14 protein-coding genes and 2 pseudogenes are annotated in these 14,942 nt (G+C 36.7%); 2 read left to right on the top strand and 14 right to left on the bottom strand.

Going from position 1 to position 14,942, the window contains the following annotated elements; all coding sequences use genetic code 11:
* Positions 1 to 198: hypothetical protein (locus tag V7122_RS24365; protein WP_335347845.1), on the top strand; the 198-nt coding region annotated here is incomplete at its 5' end.
* 221 nt (positions 199 to 419) lie between these two features.
* On the opposite strand, the gene V7122_RS24370 is transcribed toward V7122_RS24365, so the two are convergent.
* From V7122_RS24370 to V7122_RS24405, 8 genes are all read right to left on the bottom strand, one after another.
* Positions 420 to 1,187 (bottom strand): divergent polysaccharide deacetylase family protein, encoded by a 768-nt coding sequence (locus V7122_RS24370; protein ID WP_335347849.1) that lies wholly within the window; start codon positions 1,185 to 1,187, stop codon positions 420 to 422.
* Positions 1,188 to 1,288: 101 nt separating this feature from the next.
* Positions 1,289 to 2,362, bottom strand: coding sequence for an ABC transporter substrate-binding protein (locus tag V7122_RS24375; RefSeq protein WP_335347846.1), 1,074 nt, complete (start codon positions 2,360 to 2,362; stop codon positions 1,289 to 1,291).
* A complete protein-coding gene (locus V7122_RS24380; RefSeq protein WP_335347847.1) occupies positions 2,359 to 3,162 on the bottom strand; it encodes an ABC transporter permease in 804 nt (267 codons plus the stop codon). The genes V7122_RS24375 and V7122_RS24380 overlap by 4 nt, the downstream gene beginning before the upstream one ends.
* Complete coding sequence (locus V7122_RS24385) at positions 3,159 to 3,962, bottom strand: ABC transporter permease (RefSeq protein ID WP_335355088.1); 804 nt, start codon at positions 3,960 to 3,962, stop codon at positions 3,159 to 3,161. Before V7122_RS24385 ends, V7122_RS24380 begins: the two co-directional genes overlap by 4 nt.
* Complete coding sequence (locus V7122_RS24390; RefSeq protein WP_335348371.1) at positions 3,952 to 5,058, bottom strand: ABC transporter ATP-binding protein; 1,107 nt, start codon at positions 5,056 to 5,058, stop codon at positions 3,952 to 3,954. Before V7122_RS24390 ends, V7122_RS24385 begins: the two co-directional genes overlap by 11 nt.
* A 209-nt stretch (positions 5,059 to 5,267) precedes the next feature.
* The gene (locus tag V7122_RS24395) at positions 5,268 to 6,395 is read right to left on the bottom strand and encodes a metallophosphoesterase (protein WP_335355087.1); all 1,128 of its coding nucleotides are present in this window, start codon (positions 6,393 to 6,395) and stop codon (positions 5,268 to 5,270) included.
* Positions 6,396 to 6,572: 177 nt separating this feature from the next.
* The gene (locus tag V7122_RS24400; protein WP_335355086.1) at positions 6,573 to 7,415 is read right to left on the bottom strand and encodes an oxidoreductase; all 843 of its coding nucleotides are present in this window, start codon (positions 7,413 to 7,415) and stop codon (positions 6,573 to 6,575) included.
* 54 nt (positions 7,416 to 7,469) lie between these two features.
* A complete protein-coding gene (locus V7122_RS24405; RefSeq protein WP_335529733.1) occupies positions 7,470 to 8,153 on the bottom strand; it encodes a M50 family metallopeptidase in 684 nt (227 codons plus the stop codon).
* Between the two features lie 213 nt (positions 8,154 to 8,366).
* Here V7122_RS24405 and V7122_RS24410 point away from each other — a divergent pair, with 213 nt between their 5' ends.
* Complete coding sequence (locus V7122_RS24410; RefSeq protein ID WP_335529736.1) at positions 8,367 to 9,377, top strand: AI-2E family transporter; 1,011 nt, start codon at positions 8,367 to 8,369, stop codon at positions 9,375 to 9,377.
* Positions 9,378 to 9,429: 52 nt separating this feature from the next.
* Here V7122_RS24410 and V7122_RS24415 read toward each other — a convergent pair whose 3' ends face one another.
* The 6 genes and pseudogenes from V7122_RS24415 to V7122_RS24440 all read right to left on the bottom strand — a co-directional run.
* Positions 9,430 to 9,762 (bottom strand): GNAT family N-acetyltransferase, encoded by a 333-nt coding sequence (locus tag V7122_RS24415; protein ID WP_335355422.1) that lies wholly within the window; start codon positions 9,760 to 9,762, stop codon positions 9,430 to 9,432.
* The gene (locus tag V7122_RS24420) at positions 9,741 to 9,926 is read right to left on the bottom strand and encodes a hypothetical protein (protein ID WP_335355420.1); all 186 of its coding nucleotides are present in this window, start codon (positions 9,924 to 9,926) and stop codon (positions 9,741 to 9,743) included. The genes V7122_RS24415 and V7122_RS24420 overlap by 22 nt, the downstream gene beginning before the upstream one ends.
* Before the next feature lie 244 nt (positions 9,927 to 10,170).
* Positions 10,171 to 12,051 carry an ABC transporter ATP-binding protein gene (locus V7122_RS24425; protein ID WP_438824745.1) on the bottom strand — a complete coding sequence of 627 codons (1,881 nt, stop codon included), beginning with the start codon at positions 12,049 to 12,051 and terminating at the stop codon, positions 10,171 to 10,173.
* A complete protein-coding gene (locus tag V7122_RS24430; protein ID WP_335355421.1) occupies positions 12,048 to 14,270 on the bottom strand; it encodes an ABC transporter ATP-binding protein in 2,223 nt (740 codons plus the stop codon). The genes V7122_RS24425 and V7122_RS24430 overlap by 4 nt, the downstream gene beginning before the upstream one ends.
* Positions 14,271 to 14,313: 43 nt before the next feature.
* Positions 14,314 to 14,474: pseudogene (locus V7122_RS24435) on the bottom strand (MFS transporter); the annotation flags it as partial.
* A gap of 144 nt (positions 14,475 to 14,618) precedes the next feature.
* Positions 14,619 to 14,942 (bottom strand): annotated as a pseudogene (locus V7122_RS24440) (TetR/AcrR family transcriptional regulator); the annotation flags it as partial.

Consider the following 14,942-nt stretch of genomic DNA (forward strand, 5'->3'; position numbering starts at 1 on the left):
CAACTAACAATCAGTGGGAATGAGGCTGAAATAAATTGCCGCTGCCTAATGTCATTGTTTGCACTACCACATACTGTGCGTCGGAAACCTCCACTGATTGAAGTTTCACTTTATCGGCAAATTGCGCTATATTATGACGGCACAACTCAGGAAATGTCTGAATTTGCGCTTTCCCAAGAAATATTAATCACAAATTAACATACTGTAAAGCCAGCTAAATTATCATAATATTCCACAATTACTCTTGAGAAAATAAAAAACAAGCCAGTTTTTTTCAAATCTGGACTTGTTTTGCATCATTTTTAATTTACATCATATACTATTCTCAAGGCCGTCCACCTCTTCTCATTTCGCTTCGTTGCGGGACTAACCAGATCGGAATGTGGGCGGTCTTTTTATTTTGTTTCCAGCTTAGATGATCACAACTTTTTATCAATCAATTCAAGCTCCGGTATCATGTCTGATAACGGAACAATGTTTGCTCTATTTTGATAAACGGGAATAAATTCCTCTAATACGTCTACCATCATTGTACCGGTTACTCCTACATGACCAATTGCAATTAGCCGATCACTTTTATTAAGTTTTCCTGCTAATAAATTGGCCTGTTTCGTAATATGCTCAATTGTATATATATCATCAAAAAAAAGATTGTTTTCCAAATAAGGAACTCCCATCTCATTGGCTAATTTTGGAATCGCACTTTTTCCAGTTGTTTTACTGTCAAGATAATACAATCCATATTCTTTGCAAACCTCTAAAACAATTTTCATGACTCGTTCATCTTCTGTTGCTTTGGAACCCATGTGGTGGTTCATCCCCACAGCATGAGGGATATCCTCAATTGCCGCCACAACTCTCCGTCTTATTTCTTCATCATTTAAATCTGTAGTAATGGCGCCCGGTCCTAACCAGCTTTTCTTTCCCTTTTTCGGCTCCATTGGCAGATGTACAATTACTTCATGATTATTTTTCATTGCTAACTCTGCATCCCGTTTAGAAGTTGGCATAAATGGCATGATGGCAGCAGTCAATGTAACTGGAAGTTTTAATATTTCATCTGTTCCCTTCATGTTATTTCCAAGGTCATCGATGACGATAGCAAGTTCCTTTTTTTCCGTTTTAGATGCAGTTTCCATTGGCATTGTCATTGTAAAAACTAGCACTATAATCGATATAAACCGCAACATCTTAGAATCACCCCTTTTTAATAAACTCTCCATTTTTAGAGAAAAAAATGAATGCAAAATAAAAAAACTGACCAGCCATTTAGCTAGTCAGTTTTCTGTTATTTTCTGTGCATTTTAAATTCTAAAAATAGATCATTATAATAGGCAAGCATTCTTTTTCCAAGGTTTTCGTATACCTCGAGCTTGGCTGTCATTTCTTCATCCGGATAGAAGCGCTCATCACTAATGACTTCTTCATCCATAAATTCGAGTGCCCCTTTATTAGGTGTTGAGTACCCAACATACTCTGTGTTTTGTGCGGCAACTTCTGGATCAAGAATAAAATTAATAAATTGATGTGCGGCTTCCGGATTTTTAGAAGTCTTTGGAATCACCATATTGTCAAACCAGAGATTGGAGCCTTCTTCTGGAACGACATATTCAACATCTTCATTTTCCCACATAATTTCTTGAGCTACTCCGGACCAGACAAGGCCAATACCAGCTTCGCCATTTTCTAACAACATCCGAATTTCGTCCCCTACGATCGCTTTTATATTCGGCGTTAACAAATCAAGCTTTTCTTTCGCTTCGATAAGGTGTTTTTCATTTGTATCATTTAAAGAATAGCCTAAGCTATTTAAGCCCATTCCCATTACCTCTCGAGCACCATCAATAATTAATATCTGATTTTTGAACTTTGGATCCCATAAATCATCCCAACTAGTTATTTCTAAATCACCTAGCATCTCTTTATTATACGCGATTCCGACTGTTCCCCAAAAGTAAGGGATTGAATATTCATTTCTTGGATCGAAAGGCAAATCCATAAATCGTGAATCGATATATTGAAGGTTCGGCACTTTTGAATGATCAATCGGGATAAGTAAATTTTCTTGCCTCATTTTATCGATTGCATACTCAGACGGAACGGCTATATCATAAGAAGTTCCACCCTGCTCAATTTTCGTCAGCATCGCTTCATTTGAATCAAATGTTTCGTAGATGACCTTAATCCCGGTTTCTTTTTCAAATCGTTTTATAAGTTCCTGGTCAATATAATCTCCCCAGTTAAATATCGTCAGTGTATTTCCACTTGAATACCCTTGAGCAGAATTTAGTTTATTGACAAAAAGAATTAAACCAATTGAAACAATGAGTACAGCTGCTAAGGCACGGACAAGCTGTTTCATTTCTTAACCCCCATTCCAGCCGGACGATTATTACGCTTCGTAATAAAGTAATAACCGACTACTAACAGCATCGTGAAAATAAACAATAAGGTAGATAGGGCATTAATGTTTAATGAAACTCCACGTCTTGCAAGTGAGTAGATTTCTACAGATAATGTCGTAAACCCATTACCTGTTACAAAAAATGTAACGGCAAAATCATCTAGAGAGTATGTTAAAGCCATGAAGAAACCTGCGAAAATACCAGGGGTAATAAAAGGCAGAATCACCTTAGTTAGGACATCCCATCTGCTTGCACCTAAGTCAAGAGCTGCATATATCATGGATATGTTCATTTCTTCAATTTTTGGCAGTACCATAATCACCACAATTGGAACACTAAAGGCAATGTGGGCAAATAATACAGAGACAAACCCTAGTTTAATACCAATAATTGTAAACAATATTAAAAAAGACGCTCCGATGATAACATCAGGACTGACAATTAGAACATTATTAAGTGAAAGAAGTGTATTTTTTACTCTTCTTCTTCTAGCAAAATAAATCGCAAGTGCACCGGCAACACCTAGTATTGTAGAAATAGCCGCTGATAAAAGGGCAATAATCGCTGTGTTTAAAACAATAATTAAAAGTCTTGTATCTCCGAACAGCTCGCGATACCAATCAAGGGTGAATCCTTCGAACTGATACATATTTCCGCCGCTATTAAATGAATAAAACATTAAGTAAAAAATAGGGGCATACAAAATTAGAAATACTATGGTCAAATAGATTGCTGAAAGCTTTGTCTTTTTCTTCATAGGATCCCCCTCTTTCGTTTACCAGTGAGTACCATAATGAGTACCATGGCAATAATTAGGAAGACAGCGATCGTTGAGCCCATTCCCCAGTCTTGAGTGACGAGGAAATGCTGTTCGATGGCTGTTCCGAGGGTGATAACACGGTTACCAGCAATAAGTCTTGTTAACATAAACAATGAAAGTGCAGGAATGAACACGACTTGGCATCCTGACTTAACTCCATCCAGCGTTAATGGGAAAATAACACGGGTAAAAGTTGTCCAGGGTGAAGCACCTAAATCATTAGATGCATCAATGAGTGATGGGTTTAATTCATCTAACGCATTAAAGATCGGTAAAATCATAAATGGCAGAAAGATATAAACAGAAACAAAGATAAAGCTGAAATCTGTAAATAATATCTGTTTGCTGCCAACCCCCATTACCTCAAGAAAGCTATTCGCAGCACCATATGTGCCAAAGATACCAATAAACGCATAAGCTTTTAACAATAAATTAATCCACGAAGGAAGAATAATTAATAATAGCCATAACTGCTTATGCTTGGTTTTTGTCAGTAAATAGGCTGTTGGATAAGCAATAATAAAGGCAAAAAATGTAATTAAAAATGCATACCAAAATGAACTAATTGTCATCTTCAGATAGACTGGCGTAAAGAACTTTTTGTAATTATCAAAAGTAAAATGCCCTTCAATATCAAAAAACGAATAGTATACAACGAGAAGAATGGGTGTTACGACAAACAAAAGAATCCAAATAACATAAGGGATTAAATACAGATTACGAGAGTTAGTTTTCATAGCTTCCCTCTTCATATGCTTCTAAACGTTTGTCGAATTCTTCCTCTGTTTCTCCATGTCTCATGACATGAATGGCTTCAGGATCAAAGTACAGCCCTATTTCTTCCCCTACATTTGCCTTTTTCGTTGAATGAACAAGCCATTCATTTCCATCCTGGTCATAGCAGCTAATTTCATAATGAACACCGCGGAAAAGCTGAGTATCTACTTTAACCCTTAGTTTCCCTGATTCTGGCTTAGTAATTTCCAAATCCTCAGGACGGATCACAATATCCACGGCTTCATTTGGATTTAGGCCGCCATCCACACAATCAAAGGTTTTCCCGGTAAACTGGACAGAAAAATCTTTAATCATCGTCCCTGGTACAATATTCGATTCTCCAATGAAATCAGCAACAAATCGGTTAATCGGTTCATCGTAAATATCAGTTGGCGTTCCGCTCTGTTCGATTTTTCCGTTATTCAAAACAAAAATTTCGTCAGACATCGCCAGTGCTTCCTCTTGGTCATGGGTAACAAAGATAAACGTAATGCCCAATCTGCGCTGGAGCTCACGAAGCTCGTACTGCATTTCTGTACGAAGTTTTAAATCTAGCGCTGATAATGGCTCATCGAGTAGTATGACTTCCGGTTCGTTGACAATGGCTCTTGCAATGGCTACACGCTGACGCTGACCGCCTGACATTTCTCTTATTTCACGATTTTCATAGCCTTCAAGATTCACAAATCGAAGTGCTTCCTTTACTCTTCGGTCTACTTCAATATTTTTAATTTTTTTAATTCTAAGTCCAAATGCTACATTCTCAAATACATTTAAATGCGGAAATAACGCATAGTCCTGAAATACAGTGTTGACTTGGCGTTTATTGGCCGGCACTTCATTGACTAATTTTTCATTAATAAATACCTTTCCAGATGAAGGCTCAATAAATCCTGCAATCAGCCGTAATATGGTTGTTTTTCCGCAGCCGGATGGACCGAGTAGAGTATAGAATTTCCCTCTCTCAATCTCAAAGCTTACCTCTTTCAAAACAGGAGGATCATCATCATATTGTTTTGTTACATGCTCAAAACGGATTATAGTGTTATTTGTCATTTTATCTCCTTCTATCAAAAAAAAATTTCAAATCATGCAACGCATTTTATCGAAAAAAATCGAATAATAACATTTAGACATTCAAACGTTATAATACCATATTCCTAGGCATTGATGGGAGATGTTTTTTGAAAATATTGTCTAGAGAATACCTCTTGTAAAAAAAGGCTTCCTACTCATATGTTAACTATGTGCAGGAGGTGTGTAATCTATTTACTATTTTGGATAAACCTTTGTATTTCAAGATGTATAGGCTCCATCACTCTTACAATCTGGTCATCCTCTTCGACTAATGGAATGGTCTTTCCATTAATGGTCTGGAACACTGGTTTTACCATTGAATGACTGCTATTAACAAACCATTTTCCATTCATCTTGATTAATTCTAGATCTATGATGCCAAGATGATTTCCCCAATAGCCAGCTTGTACAGCCGGGACCCCATTTATAGTTCCTGTTTCATCATTTACACTATAGAGGTCCTTCCCAGGGAAAATTAAATGAGTATGACCGTATAAAATAGCATCGATCCCTACTACTTTACTTAAAAAGTATACAGAATTCCCCTCTTTCTCCTTTAAACCTTTGTCAGGATCTAATCCAACATGTGCAAGAGCGATTATTATGTCTGCACCCATATTTTTCATAATTGGTACAAAATGCTCAGCTGTTTCCTGGATATTTTTTATCTTTAAATTACCTTGAAAATACTTCTTGTCCCATTCAGCTGCAATAGGGGTAAGGATGCCAAGAACACCAACCTTTAATTTTTGTTTATTTCCGTTAGTATCAATAAAGTTTCTATCTAAGATCAAAAACGGATTGAAATAATTAAGATCATCGCCATCGTATTGATTTTGATCATCTATATAAATATTGGCATTTACGTATGGGAAATTGGCTCCTCGCAAGCTTTTGTGCAAAAAATCTAATCCATGATTGAATTCATGATTTCCTACTGTTGCCGCATCATAATTAAGTCCATTCATCGCTTTAAATACAGGATGAAAGTAATGATCGTCCAAATAGTTGGTTTTATACACATATTCATCTAGAGCACTTCCTACAAGTACATCACCTACATCAAAAAGCAGTGAATTAATCTCCTCTTCCCGAGCTTGCTTGATAAGTGATGCAGTTCTGGCTAATCCGAATTCTAGATTCGGTTTATTTTTTTTATAATCAAACCCTAACATATGTGCATGCAAATCTGTTGTTTCTAAAATTCGAAGCCGCAAGCTAGATTCCATGATCTCTTTGGCGTCTGTCCGATTTAAGGCAATGAGCAAAATGCTGATGATCAGTATGAATTGAATGATCACTTTTATTCTTTTCATCCAAACACCCCTTACTATATGTTTTCTTATTTTCTCTAATTTAAGGAATAATAATCGGATTTTATCGAATTAGTTAATTTTCCCTAAATTACGAATAATCGACATGTAGCAAATGATGTGGATCAATTCACGTATATAAAAAAAGATGATAGAACATGCTCTATCATCTTGAAACGGTTACCTATTTAAGATTTTTAGAAAGGCCTTTTCCCAAAATGTCCATTTGAGCATATTCTTCAAAAATAAGCTCCATTTTACCCCTTTACCAATTGGGTATCTTAACTGAGGATCATGCTCCTCGGCTATATTCGTAATCTTCCTAGCTACCTCTCGTGGATCTCCGAATGATTCTGACCCATTGTCAATATATTGTTGAATCTGTTTCATATAATGATAATAAGGAGATTCTACATGCAATGATCTTTCCGTAACATGCTTCCCGCTTGACCAAATATTAGTCTTATATGATCCTGCTTCGATCAAAACAACCTTGACGCCAAATGGCTTCATTTCAAGTCTGAGGCATTCGCTCCAACCTTCTAGAGCATGTTTAGAAGAGACATAGGGAGACATGCCAGGGAATCCCATTCTCCCGCTGATGCTGCTCATATTGATGATGATCCCTTTTCCTTGACTGCGCATTAGTGGTAAAAAGCTTTGAGTTACAGCAATCGCTCCGAAGAAATTTGTCTCAAATTGCTTTCTGAATTCCTCAATAGGAATTTCTTCTACAAAGCCTGCACTTGCATACCCGGCATTATTAAATAACAAATCAATACAGCCAATTTTTTCAATAAATTGCTTTAATTTTTCAATGGATTGTTGAGAAGCAACATCGAGCTCAGCAACTGTAATATTTCCTTCAACTCCATTTAATCTTGCCTCGGATAAAAGCGTTTTGCTTTTATTCGTATCTCTCATGGTCGCTATGACATCGAAATTATTTCTAGCGAGCTCTATAGCTGTTAGAAGCCCAAAGCCGCTTGATGCTCCTGTAATAACGGCGATTTTTCTATTCAAATGTTATCTCCTTTCAAGAAGATATCGTTGTTTTGTATTTAGCTCACATTCCATTTATTTGTCAATTCGGTAAATACCATTCTTTAACCCTGCAACTATAAAGGAGATCGCTTGAGCAAAAAAGAATAATCCCCATAATTGAGCAGGAATAAACATAGTTGTTTTTGCTAAACCTGTAGCATCCCCTGCTGCATGTGGCTGAATAAAGCTAAGCATGAGGATGGTAAAAGATGATGTTAGTGATTCTACTAAAAGAATACTAGCTATAATCAATAAGCAATTTTGTACAAATGATACGGAACCTTTATATAATAACAGAATAAATAATGCGCCAAAGGAAATAAGCCAAAATATACCATAAAAATTTCTAACCCAAAGCAGCAGGTTTAAGCCAACAAATAGAAGCAAAATAATAATAAGGGGTTTATATTGTTTCTTGCTAATGAACCAAAAGGATAAAAAGGCGATAAATGATGAAAAAACATATCCTGCTATTCCGGTAAAAAAGCTGCCAAACCAGTTCGTATGACTTGTATAGGTTACCCCTTCTGTGTTCATAAATAAAGATATAGTATGAACCTTTCCTCCAAATAGGGCAATCAAAGCGTGTCCCGATTCATGGATTAAAGTATTAATCATGCGTATATAGCTGCCTAGGAACGGAATATTTGTTAGAATAATAGCTATGACGATAAATAAACAGAATTTCCAAGTAATTTTTTGCTTTAGTGCTCTCAAAATGGATTCTCCTCATTTTAGACGTAAAGGTCCCAACGTATTATTTTATTATACGATGTGCTCTCACTTTAAGTTTCATTTTCGTCAAAGCAGCAGTTTGTACTTAAAATAAATAAAATCATTATGAATCTATATAAAAATATAATAAAATAAAAATAGTAAGAAATTCATATGGAGTTATTACATCCATGCATGGGAGGAATCATTCATATAATGGAATCGATCCGGTCGTTAATAAATAATAATGCATTTAAAAGACTGCTTATTTTTTCAATTTTAGTATTTCTTCTCTATATGCTTAGAAGTATGATCAACCTGATCCTAATCACCTTTATTTTCTCTTTTTTACTGGATCGGCTTGTGAATATTGTATCAAATAAATTCAAACTGCACCGCAAACTAACTGTCCTAATCTCCTATTTGTTAATTATTGGGCTTTTATCAATCGGTGTTATTAAATACTTGCCAATCATTATTGTAGAGATTTCGCAGTTAGTCACACAGTTGCAGCTGTTTTTAACACAGCCGCATGATCATGTTCTTGTTAATTATGTTTTAGGCATGATTGAAACAAAACAAATTTCTAATTACTTAGAACAGGGTTTTACTTTTCTACTTAAATATTTTAGCGGAATGAGTAAAGTCGGGATTCAAATCATGATGTCCCTTGTGTTAAGTTTATTTTTCCTTTTGGAAAAACCAAAGCTTATTGAATTTACTTCTAAATTTAAATACAGTAAGATCGCTCCATTTTATAATGAAATTGAATTTTTCGCGAAAAAATTTGTTTTAACCTTTGGTAAAGTGATCGAGGCACAATTTATTATTGCTCTCGTCAACTGCGGCCTGACAACTCTTGCATTATGGATTATGGATTTTCCTCAGCTTATGGGTCTTTCCATCCTTATCTTTTTCCTAGGTTTAATCCCGGTTGCCGGAGTCATTATCTCACTTATACCTCTAATTGCGATTGCTTATACAATTGGCGGAATTATGCAGGTTGTGTATATTCTTATTGTCATTATGATTATCCACGCGATTGAGGCATATATTTTAAATCCAAAGCTAATGTCTTCAAAAACAGATCTGCCTGTATTTTACACCTTTATCGTGTTGATTTTTTCCGAGCATTTCTTTGGTGTTTGGGGGCTAATTGTTGGGATACCAGTATTCGTTTTCTTTTTGGATGTACTAGATGTGAGGGATAAAAAGAAAATAAGCTAGTCTATAAATGTCAAAAAGCAGTGAGTTCAGATGAGCTCACTGCTTTTTGCCTTTATTTATTAGACTTCAAGTGGCTAAAATATTTTTTAACGTCCAATTTATAAATGGGTTCTGGATGATGTCCATCCTCAATCTCCCCAGTTGGTTTAAAGCCTGCTTTTTCATATACACGCTTGGCAGCTTCGTTATTATAAATGACAGATAAATAAATTTCTTCGCATGAATACTTCACAGCCATTTCCTCAATAACTGCCCTTAAAATCGGCATTCCATAGCCCTTACCTTGATATGCATGTCCAAGCATTATGCTAATTAATTCATATCGTCCTGTTTCCTTGTTAAATCCATGTGAAGCAAAGCCAATTAATGTTTCACCATCATAAATTGCTCTTGGAAGGAACCCATATACTTGGCAAGCAGCAAGAAAAAAGTATTATCCCCTACCCATCTTTCAAAAATTTGAATTCTCTTTTCTTGATCGAAATCGGATTTTAATTTAATTACATCCCAAAAATTCTTTTCATTTACTTCAGATAGCTTAATATTCATATTTACTTCCTTTGCTTGACTTTTATTTTCATCCAGTTGGAGTTACACTATTTATTTCGCTTTCATAGTTACAATTTCCTTCTTATAGGTGTCCCACCAACAATTTGACAGAATTCACAACCTGTTTTTGTTAAAGCTAAATATCAATGTACATTCGCATTACTGGCGAGACCCTAATTTATGTTAAGAAAAAGACTGTAAAGAACCCGGATTTCCATCGAATTCCTTAACAGTCTTCAAACCTTTAAACTGCTGTATCGAACTGACTTTTGTACAAATTTGCATAAAATCCACTCTGAGCAAGCAACTCGTCATGTGTACCTTGTTCGACAATATCCCCTTCATGCATGACTACTATTAAGTCGGCATTCCGAATGGTCGACAGTCTATGGGCAATGACGAAGCTTGTGCGGCCTTTCATAAGGTTATCCATCGCTCTTTGAATAAGGATTTCTGTTCGTGTATCGACTTTGCTTGTCGCCTCGTCTAGAATGAGTATTTTGGGGTCTGCTAATATTGCCCTTGCAATCGTTAGCAGCTGTTTTTGACCTTGTGATATATTATCCGCTTCTTCATTCAACACCATATCGAATCCGTCCGGTAATGTTCTTACAAAATGGTCAACCTGTGCTGCGGTGGCCGCTTTCCTAACCTCGTCATCAGTTGCATCGAGCTTACCGTACCGAATATTGTTCGCTATCGTACCGTTAAACAGCCAAGTATCTTGTAGCACGATACCAAACAGAGAACGAAGCTCATTTCGATTAAATGATTGAATATTATGGCCATCGATCTTGATTGAACCGCTATTTACATCGTAAAAGCGCATGAGCAGTTTCATAATGGTCGATTTACCTGCACCAGTCGGTCCGACAATGGCTACTTTCTGACCCGACTTGATAGTGGCTGTAAAGTTACGAATAACAGGTTTTTCAGGTTCATAACTAAAGGAAACATGGTCAAACTCGACATTTCCTTCAATCGCCACATCTCGATTGCTTACCACCTTATTTTTACTTACCAAAAGAGCGTTTTCCTGCTCCGGTTTTTCTTCATCTTCCGCAAGAAATTCAAATACACGTTCCGCTGCAGCAGCAGTTTGTTGAAGTATATTGGAGATATTCGCAATTTGAGAGACTGGCTGCATAAAACTCCGCACGTATTGAATGAAAGCTTGAATACCGCCGACCGTCATTGTACCAGTTACAGTCAAATACCCTCCAAGTATACAAATGACAACATAGATCATATTTCCGATGAACATCGCAATCGGCATCATAAGACCTGATAAGAAATTCGCTTTCCAGGCCGATTTATACAATGCTTCATTGTGCTCGTCAAACTTTTTTTCCGAATCTCGTTCTCCGTTAAAAGCCTTCACTATTTCATGGCTACTAAACATTTCCTCTACATGGCCGTTTACATGCCCCAAATATTTCTGTTGATTTTTAAAATGAACTTGCGACTTTTTAATAATCCCAATAACCGAAATCATCGTCAGTGGGAGAATACAGATAGCTGCCAATGTCATTTGCCAGCTGATTGTGAGCATCATAATCGTAATTCCAATAAGTGAAGTGATTGATGTGATGATCTGTGTTAAACTTTGATTCAATGTTTGGCTTATTGTATCTACGTCATTCGTAATTCTAGAAAGAACTTCTCCGTGGGTTGTTTTATCGAAATAATTAAACGGTAATTTATGAATTTTTTCATTAATATCCGTTCGAAGTTGCTTTGTCACTTTCATACTAACACCCGTCATGACAAACCCTTGCAAATAGGAAAACAACGCACTAAGTAAGTATAATCCGATGAGCCATAAAAGAATTTCACCAATTTTGCCGAAGTCAATCGACCCAATTCCAGCGATTTGGTTCATCACACCTGAAAAAAGTTCATCAGTCGCTTGCCCTAAAATCTTTGGCGATACAATTGTGAAAACCGTCGACAAAATGGCTAAAATCCATACAAATATAATCGTCCATTTGTAAGCGCCCAAATATTGAACAAGCTGTTTCATCGTCCCTTTAAAATCTTTTACTTTTTTACCCTGCATCATATTTGGCCCACCTCGCATACCGAAGTGCGAATGAGTATTTTGACTATTTCTCTTTTCGCTCACGCTAATTCCTCCTTCGATAGCTGTGATGAGGCAATTTCATAGTATTCAGGGCAAGTTTCCAGCAGCTCACGATGTGTGCCACGCCCAACAATGCGGCCCTTATCTAACACGAGAATTTGATCTGCATTCATGATTGTACTCACTCTTTGGGCGACTAGAATGATCGTCGCGTTTGACGTGTGTTCCTTTAACTCTTTGCGTAACATGGAGTCTGTTTTAAAGTCCAATGCGGAGAAGCTATCATCAAATATTAAGATTTCTGGTTTTTTCATTAAAGCACGTGCAATCGTGAGGCGCTGTTTTTGACCACCTGAAACATTGGCACCTCCTTGTGATATATTCGACGCAAAATTCTCTGGTTTTTCTTTAATGAAATCTATCGCCTGGGCAACTTTTGCTATTTCCTGCATCTCTTCATCCGTAGCGTCTTTTTTTCCGTATTTCAGGTTGAACTCAATGGTGCCTGATAACAATACGCTCTTTTGTGGGACATATCCAATCTTCGACCGCAATTCCGACTGTTTCACATCTCTAATGTCAACACCGTCAATTAAAATTTCGCCCTCATTCACGTCATAAAAACGTAAAGCAAGACTTGCAATCGTTGTCTTACCGGAACCTGTCGAACCAATTAATGCCGTCGTTTGACCCGGCTTAGCTGTAAATGAAATCTCATGTAATGCATCTTCATTGGCCCCTTCATAACGGAAGCTTACTTTTTTAAATTCGAGAAGGCCTTTGCACTTTTCGTTAAATGATTTTGGCTTTTCTGGATCGGTAATGGACACTTCCGTTTCCAGTACTTCCGCAATCCGACCGGCGGATACTGCTGCACGAGGGATCATAATAAACATCATCGATAGCATCATAAAGGACATCAAAATTTGCATGACATACTGCATAAACGCCATCATATCCCCGACTTGCATTGAAGAAACTGCAATTTGATGGGCACCAACCCAAACTACTAGTAAAGTGACGCCGTTCATAATGAGCATCATCATTGGCATCATAAACACCATTGCGCGAGTTACAAAAAGATTTGTCTTCGTTAAATCACTATTTGCAACGTCAAATCTCTTTTTCTCATATTCCTGCGTTCCGAAAGAACGTACAACCATTAAACCGCTTAAGTTTTCTCTTGAAATCAAATTCAATTTATCTATTAGCTTCTGAATCATTTTAAACTTTGGCAGTGCAATCACCATAAGGATTAAAATCAATCCAAGAAGGACGACAACAGCGAGCGCAATAATCCAGCTCATGGAAGTCGACTTATTAACCGCCATAATGATTCCACCAATCCCGAGAATCGGGGCATAGCAAATCATCCGGACACCCATCATTATTAGCTGCTGGACTTGTTGAATATCATTCGTACAACGTGTTATTAAAGAGGCTGTAGAAAATGTATCCAACTCTTTTTTCGAAAAGCTCTCTACCTTCATAAACACTTGCTTCCGTAAATTCCGGGCTACGCCAGTCGCAATTCGGGATGAAAGGAAACCAACCAAAACGGTAGCCACACCTCCTACCAGTGCAATGACTAACATATAGAACCCAATTTTCATAATATAACCCGTTTGTTTCGCACCCAAATCGATGCCTAGCTCATCATAAAAACCTTTTGAAAGCATAATACCGCTTTGTTTTTGCATGAAATCATTTTTCATCGCTTCGTCATGCGCCGATTGAATCATTGCAACTGGCAACGAATCCAGGACAGCTTGCATTCCGTAAATTTCTTTCATATCAATAGAGCTAGAGGGAGTTTCTGTTACATTTTCATTAGATGGCGGGAACAGTTCACGTAATACATTAATGAGGGTCAAAGATGATGTGCCAAATGCGGCATCCACATTTTCCGTCTCGGTTTTACCTAACTCCCCTTTTATAAAAAATTGCTGCTCCGCTATAGGATATAGTTTGCTGTAAGGCTTCCCCTTCGAATTTTGATCTGAAGGGGAGACCAAATGATAGCTCGATTCGATAATCTGTCTTTCACGTTCTGTCATGAAAGTAGTGATCAGCTTCATACCGTCTTGACTGATTGCATCTGGTGCAGCATGCTCGATGCCATCTTGTTGTATCCCAACGTTGACGATATTCGACATGTAGTTCGGTAAATTCAAATCACTAATCGCTTGCACAAACAAGAGCACGATCGCTAATAAAATGCCCGTTAAAAAAGGCTTTAAATGCTTTGCCAACTTTCTCAAGTCAATAGTCTCCTTTCCCATTCTTCTCTACTATTTCACTATAAAGCCACTGAATCGTTGAATATTCTTTAATTCCTAAATCGAGAATCATAGACGGCAAGGCTACATTTAAAAGAAGTTATTAAAAAAAGATACAAATGTTCCGACAAAAAGAATCGCAAGCATAATATATCCTGGTTTTCTTTCCTGTAATGTTGCATTCATCTATTTGTTTTCTCCTTAGTTAAAAATTTCTTTTGATTGGTTTAGGCCGTTTACATATCTGTGCATCAACGCCCTGCTCTTTTAGTTTTTTAACAATACTCTCCAAATGGATATTCTCTTTTTTTACTGCTTTAAGGGAACTCATTAGTTTTCTTCCTTATATAATCCTCTTTTTAGCAGCTCCATTTGCTGAACATAACTTTTTAAAGCTTCTTCATCCGTTAAGTCCTTTACAAACACTCGAATAAGGTTTTGAAAAGTGACAGCAATAATAATTTTTAAAATATCATGAAGTTCTTGTTCATCATTTAAATTCAGATTTTTTGTATTTATTAAGCTAATCATAGTTAAATACTGGCTTTTACGATTTTCTTGATAAATATTATTAGCTAATATATTTTCCATTTTATAATTCATATTTAAAAAGGCATTTTTAAGAAAGTTTTTTTGTTCTTGATTTCTGTGGTT

Origin of the sequence: Bacillus sp. JJ1532 (genome assembly GCF_036965085.1) — a bacterium.
Classification (GTDB): Bacteria; Bacillota; Bacilli; order Bacillales; family Cytobacillaceae; genus Cytobacillus.

What these genes read in the sequence shown, in the direction of transcription:
- V7122_RS24375 (WP_335347846.1), bottom strand. Translation starts at nt 2,362, where the DNA reads ATGAAACAGCTTGTCCGTGCCTTAGCAGCTGTACTCATTGTTTCAATT.
- V7122_RS24380 (WP_335347847.1), bottom strand. Translation starts at nt 3,162, where the DNA reads ATGAAGAAAAAGACAAAGCTTTCAGCAATCTATTTGACCATAGTATTT.
- V7122_RS24385 (WP_335355088.1), bottom strand. Translation starts at nt 3,962, where the DNA reads ATGAAAACTAACTCTCGTAATCTGTATTTAATCCCTTATGTTATTTGG.
- V7122_RS24390 (WP_335348371.1), bottom strand. Translation starts at nt 5,058, where the DNA reads ATGACAAATAACACTATAATCCGTTTTGAGCATGTAACAAAACAATAT.
- V7122_RS24395 (WP_335355087.1), bottom strand. Translation starts at nt 6,395, where the DNA reads ATGAAAAGAATAAAAGTGATCATTCAATTCATACTGATCATCAGCATT.
- V7122_RS24410 (WP_335529736.1), top strand. Translation starts at nt 8,367, where the DNA reads ATGGAATCGATCCGGTCGTTAATAAATAATAATGCATTTAAAAGACTG.
- V7122_RS24420 (WP_335355420.1), bottom strand. Translation starts at nt 9,926, where the DNA reads ATGAATATTAAGCTATCTGAAGTAAATGAAAAGAATTTTTGGGATGTA.